The following is a 20,580-nucleotide window of genomic DNA, read 5'->3' on the forward strand; positions in this document are numbered from 1 at the left end:
CAATCACGAATGGATAATTTTTTTCAAGACATAAGTTAAATTATTGTAATCCCCCAACCTTTGTATCCTTTCAACATCTTTTAAAAGTTCCGTTTTTTCTGAATATCCAAATCCAACTGCACCCAGGATATTTTTATGCTTAATATCAATTAATAGCAGCAATGGAATTGCTTCAAGAATGGTAATAAATTTTTTCTGAAATGAAATAAATTTCTCTGGATACCTTCTGATAAGTTTTTTATATTCAAATAGAACATCGTTCATTGTGAATAAATCTGTAATACGTGCTAGCTCTAATCCCAATATTAATACTTCTACTTTAGGATGCTTTTTAATAAATACATTAAAGTTTTCTATTGCCTCTTTCCATCTATCTGCCCCGGGGGGATGTAATTGATGATAGGTTGCCAGACTTTCCATAGCCATAAATTGGGCCCCTGCTTTATATAAACGATACCCTAATTCCCAGTCCTCATAGCCATATTTTATAAATTCTTCATCAAACAATCCCGCTTTCATGATTAAATCTTTTTTTAGCGAGACATTACCCGTTAAAAAAGCCATCCAAGGAAATTGAAACCCTTTTAAGTCATCACCAAAATCTTGAATTACTTCATTAAACCAGGAATCTGTTTTTGCAGTTAATTCTTTATAAGATTGATGAATAATATCCGATTTACTTATTAGCGGATAAGGCAATGAATCAGCATCGGTATAATTCCCTAACCGTTTGGTAAATTTTCTACTCCATTTTGATGAAATTTGTTTAAGTTTTGATATATTGGTTTCAGGGAATACACAAGTTACAATATTTTTTGAATGCATGACCCCAGTTAAAACAGCTTTCTTGTATTTTTGATGGTATTTATAGTGCCCTTTTACAAAATCCGGGTCCGAAATCATTTCTGCATCCAACAATATGAGGATTTTCCCCCTTGAAGCTTTTACTCCAATATTTCGTGTCTTTGCCCTGCCTAAATTATTATTATTTCTAATATATTTAAAATGAAAGGGGGCTCGAAAGTTGCTTATCATTTCTTGAGTTTGATCGGTTGAGGCATCATCAATAAAAATTACTTCCATTTTGGAGAAATTAAAGTTTTGATTTTCAAGGGAATAGAGTGTGAGTAAATTAAGTGGATATTTGTTATATGATGGGATAATTATACTGACTTCAATTTCTTTCTCTTCAAATAAATTTGCTTCATTAGGCGGTTCCAATTTTATAAAGGGTTCCCTGTAAAATTTTCCATTTGACATGTTATTCCCCTTTCGAATAACCCTTTTCCGAAAAGCCTTCTTTATAAAATATGGATTGTATTCCTTTATGACTAAACTTTTCCCTATTTGATATGTATTTAGATTGTTTGTCAAAAAAGTGAACATCCATAACTTTGAACGTTTGAATTTTGCTCAAGGACACGTCACATTTCTGTGGGATTTTTTTGTTTCCATAATTCCTACGATTTCATTTTTTTACTAAGGTAACTCACCCAAATAGGTTGAGGGTCATATGATAAAATAAAGCCATTAAAAGTTATTTATGACAAGCTAAAAAATAAGTTGGTAAAACTGGAAAGGGGAATGTGTATGGCAATTCCAATTATTTTTAATCAGATAAATGTTAATGGAGAATATACGAATACAACAGTTTCTATAGGTGAAAATTCACAAGCGGGATGGAATGCTCCTAGTAAAAGTAGCTTTGGGACTGGACCCTTATTTGGGTTAAATTTAGTTGCAACCCCACTTAATATTATCTTTGATAACGACCCTCTCGATTCATTAATGCCTAATAATAATATTATCTTTGCCGGTCAAACTCAGCAGGTATAGGAGAAATTATGGACGAACAAAATGGCATGATTATATTTAACGAAATAAATATTAATGCATTATATATTAACTGTGGAGTTTTTATTGGTGATAATTACCAGCCTTTTTGGTCATCCCCCTATAAAGCAAATACCGGGATAACTGTAAGTGACATCAATTACGTAAATAGTCCAATAAATATTATTTTTGATCAAGATGTTGTTGATACTACTGTCAACGTAAGCAATTGTATTGTTAGTAAGTAATGATGGAGCTTCAGATGTAACCTTAATAAAATTCCCCACCATTAATCGATATAATCTCTTCGTGATAAAAAACCAATATCACCTGTTGCTTACACAATCCGTATCAGATTGTGCTTATCAAGTAGAACCAACGATTAATTCATATATAACCCTAACTCCGGAAATAGCCCTAAATCAGGCGAAACAGGCTGAAACAGAAATCATGAATGGCCGCTATCGCGGCCCTCTTCATGGGATCCCCCGTTTACCCACATTATCAACAAAAGATAGGTTAGTTATCCACACTTCCTTTTGTTTACAGTTCCCTTATCCACAATCTTTGAATTATTATTTCAATCAAAACGTTTGTTTTTGGATTTTATTTTGTAAAAAAAGCTGTGAAAAAGGACATGCTCTCCCCTTACACGTTGAATCAAGAATTCGACATTATACTGCTACCATAATCACTATAAATCCAATTCAGGGAAAGGTTCACGCAGATAATAAACAAACGTTTGGTTAAATGACAAATTTTTTTCCGGAAAAGAGAATAAAAGTCTATTAAATTAATAGTTTTTTAGCTCTTAACCAAACGTTTGATTGAGAAAGCAGTAGCGGATTTTGACGGAATTTATCGGATTTCCAAGGTTGCAATACACCTGTCAGTAATGATTAGCCGTAATCCGGCAACATTCGCCAAATTATTCATAAGAATAGAAAGCAAAAGCGCTGATTTAACAACGTTTCTTCTCAATTTACTCAAACGTTTGTCTGACCGACAAGCATTTTAGTGTAAGCGGAATAAAAAATCGGCTAGCGGCAAGACTTTCAATCGGGTTACATAAACGTTTGATTGAGTTGCACGGCGGCATCAATTTGTTGAAATACATCGAATGTTCTTGGATATCGCCTTGTTTTACAACACCACCAGCCCTACTTTAATGGAGACGTGACTGCCATACCTGTATATTTGTCAGGAAGGACCCTTGAAAAAGTAAAAAGGCCAAGCTGTTAATCCTGCTTGGTCCTCCCGCACTAGATAAACGGAAAAGCTCGTGTGTTTCAATGGATGGATTCATGGGTGAAACTCTTGTCAGATGTGTCCTAAATACCGCAATTATGTTATTTGAACAAAAGATTTCTATTTTGTTATCTTCTTACGGGATTTCTTTTTCCGGCTCTTCAGCAATTGGTCCCTCCTTGGATGGATGACGAACGAGAGTGGATTGTTGCCGAGTTCCCCTGTAATCTTCTTTAATTGGTCGGCATTTTGCAGCTTCGAATTAAAGGATGTAAGCCGGCAAGGAACGGTGATGACGAGACCATTCCGCAACGTGACTTTTGTTTTTAGATAAAATCCATCGGTTCTGACAATATATTCGGGATTAAACCACATGGCGACATCATGATTGGCCGATTTGGTGGCAAACACACACATATTGAGAATTGGATTGACCATGATCGGACACATTGGGATGTCACCAAGAATCCATTTGGCAGAGGCTATAGCTCCTTTTAAATCAAAACCGATACAGCGAATGCTGTCTGCTAGAATTTCCAATGGAGACTTGTCGATAATGATGGTTCGCTCAAGTTCACGTACGAGCGAACAAAGTTTTCCATTTCGGTCAAAGTATCCCACCATATTCATAAAGTGCTGATTGATAATATAGAATTTTTCAATGTTCAATATCCTCGCCCCTCAATCGTTAGTTTGGTTGAGTTTTTTTCGAAAAAAGATATACTATCCATAAGTTAGTTTTTTAAAACTAATGAGACCAAGAGCATCGTCTTACCGGGACACCCGCTCTTGGTTATTTTTTTGCCTTTTTCACATTTTCATCACCTCCTTTTCTGCATTCAATTGAGTGAAGCGGCTGCAAAGCTTGGAATTTTAAAACTTTAATATAAGAAATAGATTTGGAAAGTGCTAGGAAAAACTAGTAAGTAACTGACTGACAAAGAGGTTGGTTGGGTAAGAATGTCATCGTTAGTAGAATACCTTGGAGAATATTTATTATTTTTAAAAAATAATCACAAATAAAAAATAACACAAAATATTACAAAATTGTTCTGATTTTACAGAACAAATCGTAACATTTTGTGTCGAATTTTAGCGTTTTATGGCGAATTATTAACTAGTTCTTCATATGGGTAGTTTGATAAATGAGGAAGGCAAGTATCATTCTTCTTCTTCGGTGTCTACCAAGTCAATAATCTGACGAATATCTTTTACATCGAGTGCTTCTGCAATCTTTTCAATATGGCTAAATTCAATTCGTTTTCTTTTTTGATTAGCCATTTCGCTTAAAGCTGCATGGCGTACATCAGATAGAAGTGATAATTCTCTCATTGAAATTTTATACGTATCAAGCAATTTACGGATTTTTATAACTACTTTTTTAGCCATAGATTGCCGACCACCAATTCAAAGTACTATAAAGAAAAATTAACATAACGGCACTTTTTAGGTGGTACGCTTAAGCGTAACGTTTCATCAAATCAATCCATGATTGCCACTTTTATTTTCTCCCGCGCTCCTTTCCGCCATTGCTTTACTGCCGATATCGTAACTCTTTCTAGTTCGGAGATTTCTTTAACGGTAAGGTCATCCCAGAAGGTGTACAAAAGCCATTTCTGCTGATTCGGGGTAAGCGTTTCGGAATAGGATAACAGGATTTCCCTTTCCAAGGTTCTGTCTGTTTGGAAATCACCAGCTTTCCTCCAGAATTCCTCCTCCGGGTAAACACATCGTTCCTTGGCTTGCGCCATTTTTCTTAGCTCCACGAGCAGGCTGCCTTTAATAAACGAATAAGCATAGTTGGTGAAATCCCCCTTTTCAGGATTAAATCGCTGGCTGGCCTCCCAAAGGGCGATTAGGCCATGTTGATAAAATTCATCCTTGCCTGTGTAAAGATGAAGGGAGTGGATGATTTTATGAATCATCGGTTTATATTGTTCTGCAATCTGTTCAAAGCTTTCCACGGTGGGTCCTTTCAGGAAAGCGCGCTTTGCCATTGTTATTCCCGGGTATCTCTACCATAACGGGAATCGCATAAATCATCGAACTCGTCTAATTCACTTTTGAAACGAAAAAAGGCCCCAACCCCACACATTTTCGCATCAAAATACAAATACTAACCCGTTTTTTACAATTTCAAACAAATACTATAAGAATTTGATGCATGGGGACGGTTCTTGTGCATCATTTCAATCCATTTGGCTGAGAAAGTGGTTATTCCACGAAGGGGGGACAGAGGGGGTTCCATTTGTAAACTAGGTTCTTATTTATATTCAAAAGCCAACTGCTCCGTATAAAAAGTAGTTGGCTTAAGTCGTTTTGGGATTATTTATGGGCGGTATGACTTTCAACCCTTCATTCGCTCAGGCAGGCTCTGTATCGACTGGACGACTAAATCTAGCTTGGATTCTATTCGATATAGCAGATAGAGGGTTACGACGATAGGGAAGCCAACCTCATTGATAAATGAGATGATTTGTTCCACGGCAAATTCTCTCCTTTCTGAATTTTATGTTAAAAGAGGCCGGTTTCGCTAAAGAACCGGCCTCCCCCTTAAAACCTTTCGAACTTACTAGATTCCCCTTCAAATTCGATACCTATTTATTAAACAATTTCATATTCAACCACATTGCGGTCGATCACTCTTGCACCTTTTGCTTCAACATATCTGCCGCTGGCCGATGTAAATACATCCGCGGCAATGATCTGTTCCATAGATTTTTTGACAGCGGCCTCATCAACCGGTTCCTTCGGATTATCCACCGCAATGCGGGCAGTCTTGCCAAACTCCGTACCGAACATTAACTCCAATGTCTTTGCCAACTTTGTTCACCTCCTTTCTTTAAGGCATAGGGACGGTTCTTTTGCCTCATTCTTTCACTGTTACCTCCTTAGATTGGAAGGTTCAATGATTTATAGCCTGAAACAGCTTTTGCATCATGAGAACCGTCCCCGTGCATCACCCGTGCATCACCCGTGCATCATCCGTTACGCCGTAATTAATGTGCTGTCGCTGCGTTCGGTTTTGTTTAGCGGGTCGTTGCATAACGCGGAGATGGCTGTTGCAACCTGGAATAACTGGTCTACCGACGAATCCGGTTTGATGTTGCTAAATGTTTTGGTTTTTACAACTGGATTTCCTCGCTCATCCAGGTCCACCTGAAATACAAGTCGAAGCTTTGAACCTTCTAACAATGCTTGTGCCATTGTCCATCACCTCCTTTCACCCTTTATTTATAGATTTAGGGTGAAAAAGGACAGGATGGGGAATATTTTTTTTCAGATAGAATGCAGCACCAACGACAAGGATTGGATTGTTAATTCATGACGAATGATTGAAATTACCCATAATATTGGCCGTTAACCAATCAAACACAGGGTTCGTACCGCAAGAATACTTTAGAAAGGTGTATTCTGACTCATTGCTTTCAGAATCCAGTTCTGTTAAATCCTCATAAAATAAGTTTCTTAGTTTTTGAAAGGCAATCCCATAAAAATAAGCAAGCGGATTTTTGACAGACTGTGTGAACTTTAGTTTCCGAACCAGTTGTTTAAAGGATTGGATGGCAACGTCCAGAATGCTTTCCGGTTTACCCTCGCTGTTATTGCGATAAGCAGCAATTTGCGCCATTCTCCAGTATTCTTCAATGGTCCTCGCTTCAGGAAATACGCACCTTACCAGCTGCACAAAGTCTTGCGGAACTTTGTCGCTTACAAAGGTATAGTCAAGTTCCATTAGATTTTCGTTTACTTTGATGCATGGGTGCGGTTCTATTGCCTCTATTTTTTGCTGTAATTCAGACGTGTCTTTACGTTTATTAATCTTTTGATTATTGGTTTTTAAAAGATCAATGGTTTCTTTATGGTGGTTCATTTTTGCGTCAGTGGGTGGTTCAATTTCGGGAAAACGGTTAAAGACATAAAGGTTGCTGGACTGTGAACCGTTTTTGCGTTCGGTTTCATAAACAGTAAGGATACCAATCTTGATGGCCTTTTGGATCATCCGTTTAAACGTTGAGCGGGAAATGCCGTTTTGCTTGTATTCTTCATGTATGGCCTTTAACATTGTCCCAATTTTGGCATTGGCAACCCCAGGGACTTTAGCGGCATAACGTGCTAACCGCTTAAGACCGACCAATTCCCCTTTCGAAAAGTCATGCTTGTGCTCCAACAGCCACATTTCGAAATGAGTATTAAATTCCTTCAGACTACTAAACTGACAATATCCTTCAAAATGAGCAATTTCACCAGATTTTAAATTCATTTAATTGCACCACCCTTTCACCCTCTATTTAGGAAAATAGAGAGGAAAAGGACAGGATGGGGTGTGGCAAATTTGTGAACAGTGAATGGATAAATTTTAACAAGTTATATAAAACTATTGATGAATCCACCCATAGTAACCGAAAGGAGGAAAACCTATGAATAAGGGGCAGCAAAAAATGATGAAGCATCAACAGCCGCTTCAAGAGAATCAAACCACGATGGAGCAGCATTTTGAGGCACAGAAAGAGCAGGCCGTACAGACGATGCACCAGGCCGCCCAAACGATCCAACAAAATGCATCAATGGCAAGTACGCAGGGGCTACAGCAAGCACAACAGCAATTGCAGCAAGCTACCCAGCAAATAAATCAATTGCAAGGAATTGCAAACACACAGGCAACAATCGCCCAGCAACAGCAATTAGAACAGGTTCAGCGGCAAATAGAGCATGCATCCCAGACACTTAACCTTATTGAATCCTTAAACACAGGAAATAACAGCTTTAAAAAAGGTTAAAAAAGATACCCAGCTTATAAAGTTTAGTAAGCTGGGTATCTTTTTAGGAGACAGAATCGTTCGTATGATGTTGCAGCACCGATTTAACAGCCTCTTTTATTTCCTGGTAGCCCGTACAACGACAAAGATTGGACTGCATCCATTCCTCGATGGTCGCATCATCAGCATTCGGATGTTTATCTGCCAAGGCATGACAGTTTAAGATAAAACCCGGTGTACAAAAGCCGCATTGAAGTGCCCATTTTTCCACAAACTTTTGCTGAACCGGTGAATCACTTAACCCCTCAATTGTGGTAATTGGCTGCCCGCTGCTTTCGATTGAAAGACAAAGGCACGAATGCATTGGTGCACCATTCACTAGGACTGTGCATGCACCGCAGTCGCCGTTTTGACATGCCCGCTTTGCCCCGGTCAAACCAAGCTGATTCCGTAATGTTTCTATCAGAGTATCGGCTGAACGAATCATGACTTCATGGGATTCTCCATTCACATGAAGCTTGATCACAGTTTTAGATGTGCCATTTGATATCATGCCTGCGCCTCCTCTAATGCTTCGAGTGTTTCCAGCAAAGTATTTTTAAACACAAACTCACGGTAGTCATGCGAGGCTTGGATATCCTCGATGATTGGTCCCGGTAAAAGCGTAACCGCCTTGTCAATTCTTTCTTCCTTTGTTAAGGATGCATCGTTGAGTACAGCCTCTAGTTTTACCGACCGAAAGGGGTAAGCGCACACACCACTAAGGGCGGCACGTATTTGTTTATCTTTTACCAAGGCAGCAATCGAAACCACAGGATAGCCTACCTTGGACAATTTTGTCTTTTTAAGGCTGGAAAAAGGAAATTCAGTATAGACTTTTGGAACGTTTATTTGTACTAAAAACTGGTCGGAACTAATATTCAGCTCCTGATCAAATACTTCCTTCAAAGGAAGAGTCGTTTCCCCCTCACCTCCGGCTAGCTTCACCTTTGCTTCCGAAATGAGCAATGGTAGAACCGCCTCACGGTAAATAAGCCTACTGTGAAGATTTCCCCCAATCGTAATCTTATTCCTTGAAGTGTGGTCAGCAATCTTCTTAATTGTTTGACCTAACAAAGGAAATAAATTTGATTCCGTAATTTTGTTTAGGGAAACAGCGGCACCAATTACTAATTGATCCCCCTGAACCTCCAAAACATTACATTCCGTTATGCCTTTAAGGTCAATAACAGCATCGGCATGGAGCTGATTAACCCTTGAAAAAGTGATAAATTCCGTACCGCCGCAATAAAAGAGGGCCTTTTTAGATTGTTTCGTTAATGCCTCATACGCCTGAACCGCCTCTAAGATGCTGTCTGGCCGACAATATTCAAAGTCGAATGGAATCATTTTTGCATCTCCTTTCGGGTCTTCCAGATTAGCTCTGGCAAAAGAGGCAAGTGGTTTAATTCAACCTCCGCTGCTCTAGACAGGGCGTTCGCAAGTGCACCAGCCATGCCAATTACACCGTACTCCCCGATCCCCCTCGCACCAAATGGACCATCTGCGGCCGGGGTTTCGATAAAGTCTACCATGTAGTCGGCTGGCTGTTCACCAAACCTCATGATTTGATAGGTTCTTAATTGTGGATTCAGGACGATTCCGTTTGAATCAAATACGAAACCTTCTTGACTTGCAAAGCTTAAGCCTAAGTACATACCACCTCTCATTTGCTGAGTTGCAGCCATCGGGTTAATAATTTTTCCGCCATCAAGCACGGTAACGGCTTTTAGAATTTTGTATGTGCAATCCTTCGGATCCCACTCGACCTCAACTGCCTGTGTCCCCACTGACCACCATGGCCCCGGTTTTCCGAAGCCGGTATCTTTGTCCATTGGGGTAAGATGCCGCTGAACGTATCTACCGTGGCCAACTACCTGCCCCCCGACCGTATGACCATTAGGGTATTTATATCCGAGCGCAACATCTTCAATTTTTACCCCATATTCCGGGCTTGGCTTTAGATAGACACGGCCGCCGCCAACCTCCAAATCTTCTGCGGAACATTGCAGGGCGATAGAGGCAGTCTGTTTTAACTGGGAAATTACATCATCCGCAGCATTCATCACTGCTCTTCCAGCCAAAAAAGTCGTACTGCTGGCGACGGTACGCCACTGATGTGGATCGGACTGGGTATTAACTTCCATCGTGACATGGACCTTTTTAATGTCCATTTTTAATCTTTCGGCAACCATTTGCGCAAGAATTGTTTTCGTTCCTTGCCCTAATTCAATCGCTGCACAGCTTAAATTAACGCTGCCATCCGGCTCAAATTTAAGTACGGCACCCGATTGGGCATTTGTTCCGGTTGTCGATGTCTTCCAAAATGTGCTGATTCCCTTTGTTCTAACTTTACCGTCGGCCGTTTCCATGCGGGCACCTTCCCCCCAGCCAATCAGTTCCTTAGCCCGATTAATGCATTTATCGACGTCTCCGATGTTATTAGCATTAAGAACGGTTCTAGTTGGAGAGCTATTACCAGGCTTTATGGCATTGATTTCCCTTAGTTTAAGTGGATCAATATTTAGTATTTCCGCTAGTTGATCCATCGTCCGTTCCACCGCAAATGTCAACTCCGGATGGCCGTAACCGCGGAAAGAAGTAGCATATGGGTGATTCGTATACATACAGTAAGAATCACACCAGACGTTTAAGATATCATATGGACCAGTACAATCAAGGGCCATCGCTCTTGTAATCCCGGCCGCCTGATCAGTATAGGCGCCAGAATCAATGAAGTATGTATATTGCCCAGCAATTATTTTTCCTTCCTTATTTGTCCCAAGGGCAACCGTGGCTTCAAGTCCGATATGTCCCGGGGCTGTGATAAGATCTTCTTCACGGTCAAATTCTAGTTTCACCATTTTTCCGCCTACAGCTTGTGATGCTAGGTAGGCAAGAGGTTCTAGCTGAACAGTGCCCTTTCCGCCAAACGCCCCCCCTACAATCGGAACATGCACAATAATATTGCCAACCTCGATATTAAAAAATTGATTTAACACCTTTTTAATGGTAAATGGGGATTGCGTATTGGAATGAACAACCACTTTGCCAGATTTGTTAATTTCCACCCTTGTACAACGTGGTTCAATTGCTACATGGTCCGAAAGATTAAACGAATACGTTTCCTTGACCTTAAAATCGCAATTTTCCCAAGTCGTTAAAAAATCACCTTTCCGAATTTTGATGTGACTGCCGATATTTGTACCCTGTACGGGATAAACATTGCTAATGATTTTGATATATTGCCCGGAGTTTTCATGAATTAAAGGTGCATCCTTTTGAAATGCCTCACGCACTGAATTTACGACTGGAAGCGACTCGTATTCCACCTTAATTAAGCTAGCAGCCTGCTTTGCCTGATGTTCATGGTCAGCAACAACTATCGCTAACGGCTCACCATAATATCGGACCTTTTCAAAGGCAAGTGGCGGCCGGTCGGCTAAAATTGGACCAATATGATATGGGAACATTTTACCCGTCACAATCGCCCGTACACCGGGCACCTTCCAAGCCCCATTCACATCAATTGATTTGATCTTGGCATGGGCCTGGGTGCTTGTTGCCAATTTCACATGCAAAATACCGGGAACATAATAATCTGCCGTATATCGAACTTCACCAGCAGCCTTTTCCGCCGCATCAATTCTATGTTCTGACTTTCCAACCGAAAACCAAGGGTTTTCAACCATATTAAATATGCCCTCCCGAGAGAAAAAGTTTCAATTGCCTACTGCTTAATTTCCCCATTAAGGGAGGGAATTTATACAAGGTGAAAGAGGTCCCCAATTTAAAAAAGTCGATTTCTTTTAAAAGAAAAACCGACTTAAAAACGGGTTAGATGATCCACTATTCTCGATAAAATCCCCACATTCTATACCTACTAGGTCGATCATCAGGATCGATACCACAGTTCATTAACCAGTTTGCTGCATTTTCCCTCTGCTCAGGCGTTATTTTTACGTTTAAGCAGCTGGACAAGCCATCTATTAAACCGTAAGCACCTTCCGGTTTACATAGGTCAGCATAACGGTATTGACGTATAATACCGTATGCCTTGCTGAAAACTACAGGATTTGCCATTTCCCTGCGGAATATCCGCATTAATTGCGGATCCAAATAAGCCACCATCTTCCCCCCTTTTTCCTCCGTGTTCGCCCCACTTATTATCTGGTTGTTTCACCGTTCAACACATCCTATGCGAAGAAATACAAGGAGAAACGGCGTAATTACTATATTAATTTTGGCTATAAAATAAAGATGCCGGGGGTAGGCGATACCCGCCAATGGCAATTTTAAAAAACAAAAACCCGCCTTTGCCAATACCTACAGATTGGGGATTTTTTACTTGGTTCTATGTAGAGGATGAATTATTAATGGCTATGTATAGAAAAGCTATTGAACAAAATTTAGATAGAGATTTTATTGAATTTGTATTTTCCGAAATAAAAAGAAGAAATTTGAAAAGTCTTATACGAATTAAGTAAAAAGAGTATAATTCTCTAATTTTCCTTTGGCATCAATAATTGAAATTTCGGAAATAGGAGCCAGTTCCGCTTTTTTTCCCTAAATTTTGTAGGATTCCACAAAGTCCACTATCATACAACTATACAAGATTGTAATCTCATTTGTTATAACACACTAAACCCTTTTTTCACTGTTGATTCCTCCATTGTTAAACATTCAAAAATTACAGAACCCTTTATTTCAAATCAATTCTAGAATGAGGTTTGAAGGTAATACGTTCATTGAATAAATAAATATCCTTATTATATTTCAAATATAACCATATTAATAATAATTAATAAAGTATATTTCCGGAGGAGAAGTGGCAACAATATAATTTTTTAAACCGTCCCTGGATTCCAACTTTATGCTTTTTTATTTTTACTGGTATTGGGTATAGGTTGTAAGGGATGTTTATCATAGGATATTTGCAATTCATTTGGGTGATATTCGTAAATACGAATATCCATCTCAATGATTTAATACGGCTATTTGGTGTTCATTGCGGCTTGCTTCTCCACTTTTGTTGACATCCACTTAATGATATATGCCAACAGAATAAATGCTGGAAAAGAATATATGTGTTCCCAATTTAATGCCCTAAAGAGATCAAAGTAAATAAATAATGGCTGGGCAACAAAGGAAAGCAAAACAGAAACAAAGGAATTCCCCCAAAAAAAGCCTTTTCCCCTTGGGAAAAATTGATAAACAAACATAAAGGCTATAGGAATAACTGTTAGGTCCGCAGGGAAAAGTGGAGAAACCATTGAAAATAATTCTCTCGGATAATACCAAAACTTTAATGCTACACCAAATTCGTCCAGTGTAGAAGCGAATAATCCCCATAACAGCCCATAAATAAATAGTTCCTTAAATCGGCTTTTATCAGCGATTTTCCACCAAATAATCCAAGGAAGTATCGATGATACCAAGAGGAACCACCAGTGCAGTTTAAACAAATCATGTTCAAGCCAAAATTCTAACTTAATGTCGGAAAATTTATTTCTTAATTCATTAATTCTCTTGACTTCTTCTTCATATTTCATAATTATCCCTCTAACAGTAGACTCTTTTCCAATCTTAATTTTTATTAATTTCATCCAAAAATCTGTTACAGACTGATTCTTATTAATTTAAAAACTGTTTTTTGAACTATGAGGAAGGTTAATTGAATAAAAATAATCCTTGGTCCTGTTACTTTAATAAAAATGCGTCTCTACTATTGTAAAGACGCAGCCGTTGCTTGAGGCACAAAACTTAATACAATATATGAATAAATAAAGTTCTCCAATTAACGAAGAGACGAACCGTTAATTGCATATTTCAATTCTACAAATCCATTTATAATAACCCAGCAAAATAAATAGCAAAATAGGGTCAAGTAAAGCGGAATAAATAAAATTCCACCATCCGTAATGAAAGTATCCCCAAGGTTGCTGTAAAGCTAATAATTCATAAGCCAATATGAAAATCACCCAAAATACAAAATAACGAATTTTTTTAAACCTAGAATTATTAAAAGGATACCAGTTCAAAAATATAACATTCACAGGCGGAATTAGTACCGTATAAACTAATATATTTGTCCAATCAATTCCTTTCTGAAAATACCAATATCCATTTGTTTTTTCATCGATAAAAATATCAAAGATAATTTCCAATATCACTGTAAATGTCCAAATGTGAACAATTTGATTTTTAGTAAGATGCTTTCTCATTTTATAAGCAACATAATTGAAAAACAAAATAGAAGCAAAAAATAAGATCATACTTAGATTCCTCAATTTTAAATGAATATAATTTCATCTTAGTTTAGACTCCAAATAGGGAAATAATTCTTTATGCTTTTTCTTTTTCATATTATTGTTGTAAAGCTGCCCAGTAAGTTAAAGAAGCCAGTATACATCCTTTAAAATTTATCTTCCTGAAAACGTGCTAAAAGCAGTGTGATTTCATATGAGAAACACACTGCTTTTATATTTGTTTTTATATTTGTTTTTTGCTATGCGGGTACCTCAAAAGAGAACGGCTTAGTATTTTTAATGATATTTCTTTCTAAAGTGGGATAGAGCTATAAGTGGCCAAATATCGGTATAGCTATGGTAATAAATATAAAAATGTCCTGGTAATCCCGCACCTGTCGGATAACTACGCATCTTCTCTGAAAGGTTCATTCTGTTTAAAAGGTACTCTATTCCCTTTTCAATTTCAGGTATCGGAGCATCATGTGCTGCTATTAAACTGTCAATTGCCCAAGCGGTTTGCACTAGGGTGGAGAAAGAAAGCGGTGTGTACCTTCTGAATTGGTCGCTCTTACACGATTCCCCCCATCCACCATCATGACGTTGAATTGTTTTCAACCATTGAATTGCCCGTTGGATTGAGGGGGAGTCACTTGAAACACCAACAGCCTTTAAGCCCGTAACGGCCGCCCATGTCCCGTAAATAAAAGAGATTCCCCATCTTCCATACCACGAACCATTTTCATCCTGATTCTCCATTAACCAGTTTACTGCATCTTTTATTCTTGGATTATGAAGTGACATTCCTGCGTAATTTCCAAGGAACTCTATTGTTCTTCCGGTCAAATCAGCAGCTGCCGGTTCAATAATTGTATCTTTCACGTTTTGAATGGGTAATAACGAAACGAGCGATCTGTAACCATTCCCTTCAAACGCACCCCACCCGCCTTCAGAATGCTGCATAGAAAGCAGCCATTTGATTCCCTTATTCCAACTGTCTCGATAGTTCGTATCGGCAATAGAAAGGCGAGAAATAGCTCTTAGTGCTGCTTGTGTATCATCCACGTCAGGATTGGCTGTATTGGTTTCCGAGAATCCCCATCCCCCCTGGGGCTGCTGCACAGATAACAAATAGCTTGCTGATGAAGCAATCGCTTGATCATCTATTGGGACCCCTGCTTCTTGTAAAGAATAACTTAACAGTGCAGAATCCCAAATGGTAGATGGAGAATTTTGCAGGTGGAAATCATCATCACAGGTAAACAGGAAAGATTTTAAGCCAGAGACAGCATTTATTACTAATGTAGAACCAGGACTAACCCCAATTGCAAGCAGCGCATAAATCATATAAAATGTGGCACTAGCATAACTTGACAAGGTGCCATCCGCTTCTATCCTTTCAAGCATATAAGCTTCAGCTTTTTTCATGGCTGATTTTGAAAATAAGCTAAACGAAGGCTTATTAGCACGGCTATGGACCCGGAATTTCTTTTTCTGGATAAATAAATGAGTAAGATTGGGTGTATGACGATTGTAAACAGAAAATTTAGTATGTCCCAAAATAAATACTGGGGCAAAATGTGCTCTTATATAGGCACTAAACTTTTTAAAAGAGGGTAAATGAATGAGAAAAAGAGGAAATGGGAAAAACCTTGGCCAAGGATAAAGATTATTTAATGCGAGCATAAACTTTGTTGAAACATGTGCATTTTCTATTCCGCCTTGCTCCTTAATAAAGCTTTCTGCCTTCTGTAAATTATCATCCGATTGGTCACAATACCCGGAAAATAATAAGGCTGTATAGGCTTCAATTGTCGCCGAAAGGTTCCCCTCGTCATCCTCGAACAGCTTCCAAGCCCCATTTATTTGCTGGATTGTTAATAATCGATTAACCAGTTTTTTTATAATCTCCTCTTCATCCAACTCCAAAATTCGTAAAATGATAATCAAATAGGCATCTGTCATAGGACCACTCTCAAAACAATACCTCCACGAACCGTCCTGTTTTTGTTTTTCTTTTATTTTTTCAATGTATCCGGCGATTTCATTATTAACCCTATCCCGAAAATTCATTGTCCTCCCCCATTAACCATATCATTGCAATAGACTATGTATGTACTGGTGTAAGTCGTCATAATGAAAGTAACCATTTTCGGATCCAATAATTAATAATCTGTAATAAATAAAAAATCACCACGCCTATCAATTTTTATGAGAGACGTGGCGCAACCTTTAAATAATCCAAAAGTCCCGAATATGGTTTAACATCCTGTATCGTTCACGACGATCTGCAGGGTCTATCCACATCCCATTAAACAGCGTGCTGCGTTTTCTCTTTGCGCAGGTGTTACAGGCAATCCTAAGCAGCCCGATAAATTATCCACTAAACCATATGCACCTGCTTCCGCATAAATCCTCGCGGCGGCATTTGCAAAGGATCCCACATACTTTACCAAAGTGAACCGGGTTTGCCATTTTATGACGGAACGTGCTCATTAAATGCGGATCTAAATATGCCACATTATTCTCCCCCATTCCTCTTCCGAATGACAATCTAAAACAAGAAATGTCCAATGATTGTCAACGACATCATATTCGTTAGAAAAAAAAGAGGTGGCGGCTAATATACAAACTTTTCATAAAAGGCAGACAAGCAAGGAATAGTTAATAAACAGGGCCAAAGCCATTTAAACTTATGTAAAAAGAAAAAGCCCATTTTGGGCTTTTCTCATACAAAATCCCCTAAGGCGAGGGGTATTCATCAAATCAATAAAAACAAGCTGCTCCTACAATGATTAACAGAATAAATAACACAACGATTAAAGCAAACCAGCCCGCACCACCGCCAAATCCACCATAGCCATAGCCACCGAAGAACATAGTAAATCCCCCCTTACAAAAATGTGAATGATTCTATTTCTATTTTTTAATAGAAGCCCCCGCCATAACCACCGAATCCACCATAGCCGCCGCCAATTCCGCCAACAAAGGCAGCTCCTACGATAATAAGCAGGATAAACAGTACAACAATCAAGGCGAAACCTCCGCCTGCGCCAGCACCATCCATGTTAAAACCTCCTTTCAAAAGCTACATAATAAAATATGTAAAAAGATTCACTTTGGATGGGCTCTTATCTCAAGGGGGAAATTTATATTTAACCTTCCATAACAGTTAGTTAAAAACAAATGATTGTCCAACTATTTGATGGTACCGGATCAAGAGCATTAAGCCTATTTTTAAAATAACCTGAATAAAAAAGGTTACCTTTCAGAACTAGTGCATAAGCTAAAGTGTATTCAATCGTTACTCCTCCCCATGTATCGATTAAACAGAAGGCCCTTTAAAAGGGCTTTTTGTTTATGAAATTATCCCCCATTTCTTTTCATCCACATTATTCGGAGAGTGAAAGGCACCTCTCTTACGGTAACCCAATATTTTGAATCCTAACTGACTTGAATACTTTAAGAATACAACTTATCATTTGAGGTGAAATATGGATATCAATCCTTTACGTTATCTTGCGATTGGCGACTCCCTTACCATTGGAATCGGCGTTCCTGTTTTGGACCCAGGATTTGTTGAATATTACAGGGACATAAGTCAGCAAATTTTAAAAAGTCCTATTTGTTATCGAAAATGCGCAAGGTCAGGAGCAACAACATGGGATGTTTTATTAATGCTCCATTTTCCGATGGTCACTGAAGCTGTAAATTGTGCAAATATCATCACGATAACGGCTGGGGGGGATGACTTAATAAATGCTGCTAAAGAATTTATAATCAATAAAAATGAAGAAAGTATATCTTATGCTATTAAACAAACCCAGAATAATTACTCAAAAATAGTAGAAAGAATTTATCATCTAGACAAACAAGATAAGTACATTTTACGGTTAATGAATCTATATAATCCGTTTCCCGATATTCCGATAGCAGATGAGGCAATTAAAGCGTTTAATTCAGTGATTGACAGTTTTGGTCGGGAAATGAGTGTTAAAGTAGCTGATATCTATAGTGTATTTAAGGGAAATGAAGAAGCTTTATTATCAAAAGGCGGGGTTCATCCTAATAGTGAGGGGTATTATCAAATGGCATTAGCCTTAAGCAGGCTCGGCTATTCCCCGTTAGAATGCTAGAGGGTACTTAAAACTTCCAATATAAAAAGCAGGCTTTATCTCATAATTAGGCCTGCTTTTAAAAATGTTTCACTTTATACTTTCTAAACATTCATATTCTATCTTTTTTCCTTACCAGAACCATGGGAGGACAATTTTGTTAACAAATTTATAATATTAAAAGCAAAAAAATGGCTGACCCCAAGGTAGTTGGAAACGATTTTTAGAGTCAGCCTTTCCTATTGTTATTGACTTTTGGATATCTTTGCTTGGGAGATTGTTCCTTAGAAACGGCATTATATTTGTTTAACTTTGTAAACCGCTTTTTCTTTTTTAAGTACTTTTCGTTAAGGACAACCACTTTCCTGCTTTCAGTGGGCATGTATTTTCGATAAATTGATTTATATTTTTCAAATCCAAAATGCCCTAATATATAAATTGGGAGGGTCATACATACGTGGTTGACTAATTGCAGCATTAAATGAAATTCAGTCCCCGAGATGTATTTAGTCAATACAGCATTGGCCAAAAGGGAAACCATTAAGACTATTACTACATTACATATATGAAAAGGGACAGTATCAGTTGTTTCATTTAACACTCGCTCTAGTTCAGATTTTATATAAAGTGTTGTCAATACGGATGTCACAATCACAAAAAGGGAAACTAAATATGTAAGGAAAGTATACATTTAATTCGATCCCCTCACTCTTATGTCTGAACAAAAATCTCTATTTTCATTGTAACACAAGACTGTAATAACTGATTGTCATTTAATCATCTTCCCCTTATTTAGATATTATTGCCAAAGAATTAATAAACAGAACGAACCTCATTCTTCCCCATAATAATTACGCACATTGTGGCGTATTTCCTCTGTTCCCACTATAAGACTGAATACCTGAATATATTGCTTGGTTTGCGATTTTTTATTGTCCAAAAGGTAACCACCTAGCGGATCGTTTCATACCGTATCTGTGGAGGGTTCTGGTACTTTTAAAGTTGAAAAACGCTTGTGAAATTTTGCCTTTGATAAAAGCAATCCTATTAATCCTAGACCCGAATGGGTAGTTAATGTATCATCGGAATCTTCTAAAAATAAACTTAACCAATTAGTACACCTTCCTGGTGAAATAAAATAATCAGCCGGAAAAAGCTGATAACATTATTATATCAGGCTTTAGATACGAGTTTATTAATGATTTCACTACGGATTCAGGTATTTGTTTTTTGTCAGGAGTGAATTACTTTTGCGTAAAGGGAAAACTGTAATTTTCAATGGAAAAGAATATTCAATGGAATGGATTTATGATAGTGGATATTGTGAAATTAAAAGTATTGAAGGCTACAATTATGAATTAGTACTTATATCGGAATTGAAAATAAAACAATAATGGATAAAAGATAAAAAGCCCCTTTCCTTTGGAAGTGGTGCTTTTGATTATCCTATATGAATGTTCGGTTAATCGTATAATGAGGAGATACTTGGTAAAAATATTTAATAAATTTTACAGAACTATTGTCATAAATAGGTGATACAATGAATAATCGTAAATTGCTTTTAATAGCTTTTCTGGTTGTACCTTGGTTAACTTTACCCTTGTTGGGTAAAAATTCATTTAAAAAATATCTCCCTAGTGCTATTTTTATTTGTACATTCACAAAAGCAATAGATTTATTCGGTGAAAAGAAAAAATGGTGGCATTTTTATGAAGGGGTGCCACCTTTAAGAAGTATGAACTTTTTCAATTTTGGGCCTTACTTTGTAACAACTCTTTGGATGTTAAAAATGACTTATGGTAAATTCCGTTTATTTTTAATTTCTAATGTGATTCTTCACATTTGTTTTATTTACTTAGGGGGATTAAAATATTTAGAACGTTTTGAAATTGGTACTCTAGATAGACTAAAAAAATTTCAATACTTAGCAATAGATTTTTTAAGGGCTTTGCTTCTATACGGTTTTCAATATATAACGGATATATCTCATACAAAGAAATCGTTTTTTACTAAAAAGTGATTCATTAACCTTCTAACGAAGGTTTTTTTGTTTTCCATTGAACTTAACCTCCCGGAACTCTGGAAATTATTAACAGTATATATTCGAATAATATAAGGAGAATAAATCATCATAAAAATATGAAGGTTATGTGTAAAAACGGAATTATCAAAGCATTTAGGAGGAATTTCTATGAATGAAATTGAAAAGACAATGACAGAACATAATATCCGTCTAACAGCTTCAGAAATGGGTTTTCTTTGGATGCAATACGAAAATGACACAATGGCAAAATGTGTTTTGTCATATTTTAAAAATGTATGTGAGGATAAGGAAAT

At 37.7% G+C, this 20,580-nt stretch carries 24 protein-coding genes and 1 pseudogene; 7 read left to right on the forward strand and 18 right to left on the reverse strand.

Annotation, left to right across the window (positions count from 1 at the left end):
- Positions 1 to 3 precede the first annotated feature (3 nt).
- A complete protein-coding gene (locus ACNQGS_RS21410) occupies positions 4 to 1,260 on the reverse strand; it encodes a glycosyltransferase (RefSeq protein WP_491489114.1) in 1,257 nt (418 codons plus the stop codon).
- A gap of 330 nt (positions 1,261 to 1,590) precedes the next feature.
- Here ACNQGS_RS21410 and ACNQGS_RS21415 point away from each other — a divergent pair, with 330 nt between their 5' ends.
- A complete protein-coding gene (locus ACNQGS_RS21415) occupies positions 1,591 to 1,836 on the forward strand; it encodes a hypothetical protein (protein ID WP_491489115.1) in 246 nt (81 codons plus the stop codon).
- Positions 1,837 to 1,844: 8 nt separating this feature from the next.
- Positions 1,845 to 2,081 (forward strand): hypothetical protein, encoded by a 237-nt coding sequence (locus ACNQGS_RS21420; protein WP_491489116.1) that lies wholly within the window; start codon positions 1,845 to 1,847, stop codon positions 2,079 to 2,081.
- A 1,120-nt stretch (positions 2,082 to 3,201) separates the two neighbouring features.
- On the opposite strand, the gene ACNQGS_RS21425 is transcribed toward ACNQGS_RS21420, so the two are convergent.
- The 7 genes from ACNQGS_RS21425 to ACNQGS_RS21455 form a co-directional block, all read right to left on the reverse strand.
- Positions 3,202 to 3,750, reverse strand: a complete 549-nt coding sequence (locus ACNQGS_RS21425) for a competence protein ComK (RefSeq protein WP_491489117.1) — start codon at positions 3,748 to 3,750, stop codon at positions 3,202 to 3,204.
- Positions 3,751 to 4,242: 492 nt separating this feature from the next.
- The gene (locus ACNQGS_RS21430) at positions 4,243 to 4,470 is read right to left on the reverse strand and encodes a helix-turn-helix domain-containing protein (RefSeq protein WP_491489118.1); all 228 of its coding nucleotides are present in this window, start codon (positions 4,468 to 4,470) and stop codon (positions 4,243 to 4,245) included.
- A gap of 92 nt (positions 4,471 to 4,562) precedes the next feature.
- Positions 4,563 to 5,045 carry a sigma-70 family RNA polymerase sigma factor gene (locus ACNQGS_RS21435; RefSeq protein WP_491489119.1) on the reverse strand — a complete coding sequence of 161 codons (483 nt, stop codon included), beginning with the start codon at positions 5,043 to 5,045 and terminating at the stop codon, positions 4,563 to 4,565.
- A 383-nt stretch (positions 5,046 to 5,428) separates the two neighbouring features.
- Positions 5,429 to 5,566 carry a YvrJ family protein gene (locus tag ACNQGS_RS21440; protein ID WP_213117301.1) on the reverse strand — a complete coding sequence of 46 codons (138 nt, stop codon included), beginning with the start codon at positions 5,564 to 5,566 and terminating at the stop codon, positions 5,429 to 5,431.
- Between the two features lie 119 nt (positions 5,567 to 5,685).
- Entirely contained in the window at positions 5,686 to 5,904 is a 219-nt protein-coding gene (locus tag ACNQGS_RS21445; RefSeq protein ID WP_491489120.1) for a DUF2922 domain-containing protein, read from the reverse strand.
- A 165-nt stretch (positions 5,905 to 6,069) separates the two neighbouring features.
- On the reverse strand, positions 6,070 to 6,288 hold the full coding sequence (locus tag ACNQGS_RS21450) for a DUF1659 domain-containing protein (RefSeq protein ID WP_491489121.1): 219 nt from the start codon (positions 6,286 to 6,288) through the stop codon (positions 6,070 to 6,072).
- 115 nt (positions 6,289 to 6,403) lie between these two features.
- On the reverse strand, positions 6,404 to 7,345 hold the full coding sequence (locus ACNQGS_RS21455) for a hypothetical protein (protein ID WP_491489122.1): 942 nt from the start codon (positions 7,343 to 7,345) through the stop codon (positions 6,404 to 6,406).
- Positions 7,346 to 7,502: 157 nt separating this feature from the next.
- Between ACNQGS_RS21455 and ACNQGS_RS21460 the strand changes: the two genes are divergently transcribed.
- Positions 7,503 to 7,862 (forward strand): hypothetical protein, encoded by a 360-nt coding sequence (locus tag ACNQGS_RS21460; RefSeq protein WP_491489123.1) that lies wholly within the window; start codon positions 7,503 to 7,505, stop codon positions 7,860 to 7,862.
- A gap of 43 nt (positions 7,863 to 7,905) precedes the next feature.
- Here ACNQGS_RS21460 and ACNQGS_RS21465 read toward each other — a convergent pair whose 3' ends face one another.
- The 4 genes from ACNQGS_RS21465 to ACNQGS_RS21480 form a co-directional block, all read right to left on the reverse strand.
- Complete coding sequence (locus ACNQGS_RS21465) at positions 7,906 to 8,394, reverse strand: (2Fe-2S)-binding protein (RefSeq protein WP_491489124.1); 489 nt, start codon at positions 8,392 to 8,394, stop codon at positions 7,906 to 7,908.
- Positions 8,391 to 9,230 (reverse strand): FAD binding domain-containing protein, encoded by an 840-nt coding sequence (locus tag ACNQGS_RS21470; RefSeq protein ID WP_491489125.1) that lies wholly within the window; start codon positions 9,228 to 9,230, stop codon positions 8,391 to 8,393. The genes ACNQGS_RS21465 and ACNQGS_RS21470 overlap by 4 nt, the downstream gene beginning before the upstream one ends.
- On the reverse strand, positions 9,227 to 11,572 hold the full coding sequence (locus tag ACNQGS_RS21475; protein ID WP_491489126.1) for a xanthine dehydrogenase family protein molybdopterin-binding subunit: 2,346 nt from the start codon (positions 11,570 to 11,572) through the stop codon (positions 9,227 to 9,229). Before ACNQGS_RS21475 ends, ACNQGS_RS21470 begins: the two co-directional genes overlap by 4 nt.
- 157 nt (positions 11,573 to 11,729) lie before the next feature.
- Complete coding sequence (locus tag ACNQGS_RS21480; RefSeq protein ID WP_491489127.1) at positions 11,730 to 12,008, reverse strand: hypothetical protein; 279 nt, start codon at positions 12,006 to 12,008, stop codon at positions 11,730 to 11,732.
- A 158-nt stretch (positions 12,009 to 12,166) separates the two neighbouring features.
- Between ACNQGS_RS21480 and ACNQGS_RS21485 the strand changes: the two genes are divergently transcribed.
- A complete protein-coding gene (locus tag ACNQGS_RS21485; RefSeq protein WP_491489128.1) occupies positions 12,167 to 12,367 on the forward strand; it encodes a sporulation histidine kinase inhibitor Sda in 201 nt (66 codons plus the stop codon).
- Between the two features lie 507 nt (positions 12,368 to 12,874).
- Here ACNQGS_RS21485 and ACNQGS_RS21490 read toward each other — a convergent pair.
- From ACNQGS_RS21490 to ACNQGS_RS21515, 6 genes and pseudogenes are all read right to left on the reverse strand, one after another.
- On the reverse strand, positions 12,875 to 13,432 hold the full coding sequence (locus ACNQGS_RS21490) for a CBO0543 family protein (protein WP_491489129.1): 558 nt from the start codon (positions 13,430 to 13,432) through the stop codon (positions 12,875 to 12,877).
- 264 nt (positions 13,433 to 13,696) lie between these two features.
- Positions 13,697 to 14,155 (reverse strand): hypothetical protein, encoded by a 459-nt coding sequence (locus ACNQGS_RS21495; protein WP_491489130.1) that lies wholly within the window; start codon positions 14,153 to 14,155, stop codon positions 13,697 to 13,699.
- Between the two features lie 270 nt (positions 14,156 to 14,425).
- Positions 14,426 to 16,201: a terpene cyclase/mutase family protein gene (locus ACNQGS_RS21500; protein ID WP_491489131.1), complete on the reverse strand. Its 1,776-nt coding sequence runs from the start codon at positions 16,199 to 16,201 to the stop codon at positions 14,426 to 14,428.
- 224 nt (positions 16,202 to 16,425) lie between these two features.
- Entirely contained in the window at positions 16,426 to 16,584 is a 159-nt protein-coding gene (locus tag ACNQGS_RS21505; RefSeq protein ID WP_491489132.1) for a hypothetical protein, read from the reverse strand.
- Between the two features lie 310 nt (positions 16,585 to 16,894).
- Entirely contained in the window at positions 16,895 to 17,008 is a 114-nt protein-coding gene (locus ACNQGS_RS21510; RefSeq protein ID WP_491489133.1) for a YjcZ family sporulation protein, read from the reverse strand.
- A gap of 97 nt (positions 17,009 to 17,105) precedes the next feature.
- A pseudogene (locus ACNQGS_RS21515) lies at positions 17,106 to 17,195 on the reverse strand (YjcZ family sporulation protein); the annotation flags it as partial.
- A 427-nt stretch (positions 17,196 to 17,622) separates the two neighbouring features.
- Between ACNQGS_RS21515 and ACNQGS_RS21520 the strand changes: the two are divergent.
- The 3 genes from ACNQGS_RS21520 to ACNQGS_RS21530 all read left to right on the forward strand — a co-directional run.
- A complete protein-coding gene (locus ACNQGS_RS21520; RefSeq protein WP_491489134.1) occupies positions 17,623 to 18,264 on the forward strand; it encodes a GDSL-type esterase/lipase family protein in 642 nt (213 codons plus the stop codon).
- A gap of 1,519 nt (positions 18,265 to 19,783) precedes the next feature.
- Entirely contained in the window at positions 19,784 to 20,263 is a 480-nt protein-coding gene (locus ACNQGS_RS21525) for a hypothetical protein (RefSeq protein ID WP_491489135.1), read from the forward strand.
- A 192-nt stretch (positions 20,264 to 20,455) separates the two neighbouring features.
- The coding region (locus tag ACNQGS_RS21530; RefSeq protein ID WP_491489137.1) for a DUF3231 family protein at positions 20,456 to 20,580 on the forward strand (125 nt) is incomplete at its 3' end.

The sequence above is a fragment of the Neobacillus sp. PVCKKU3 genome (genome assembly GCF_058323225.1).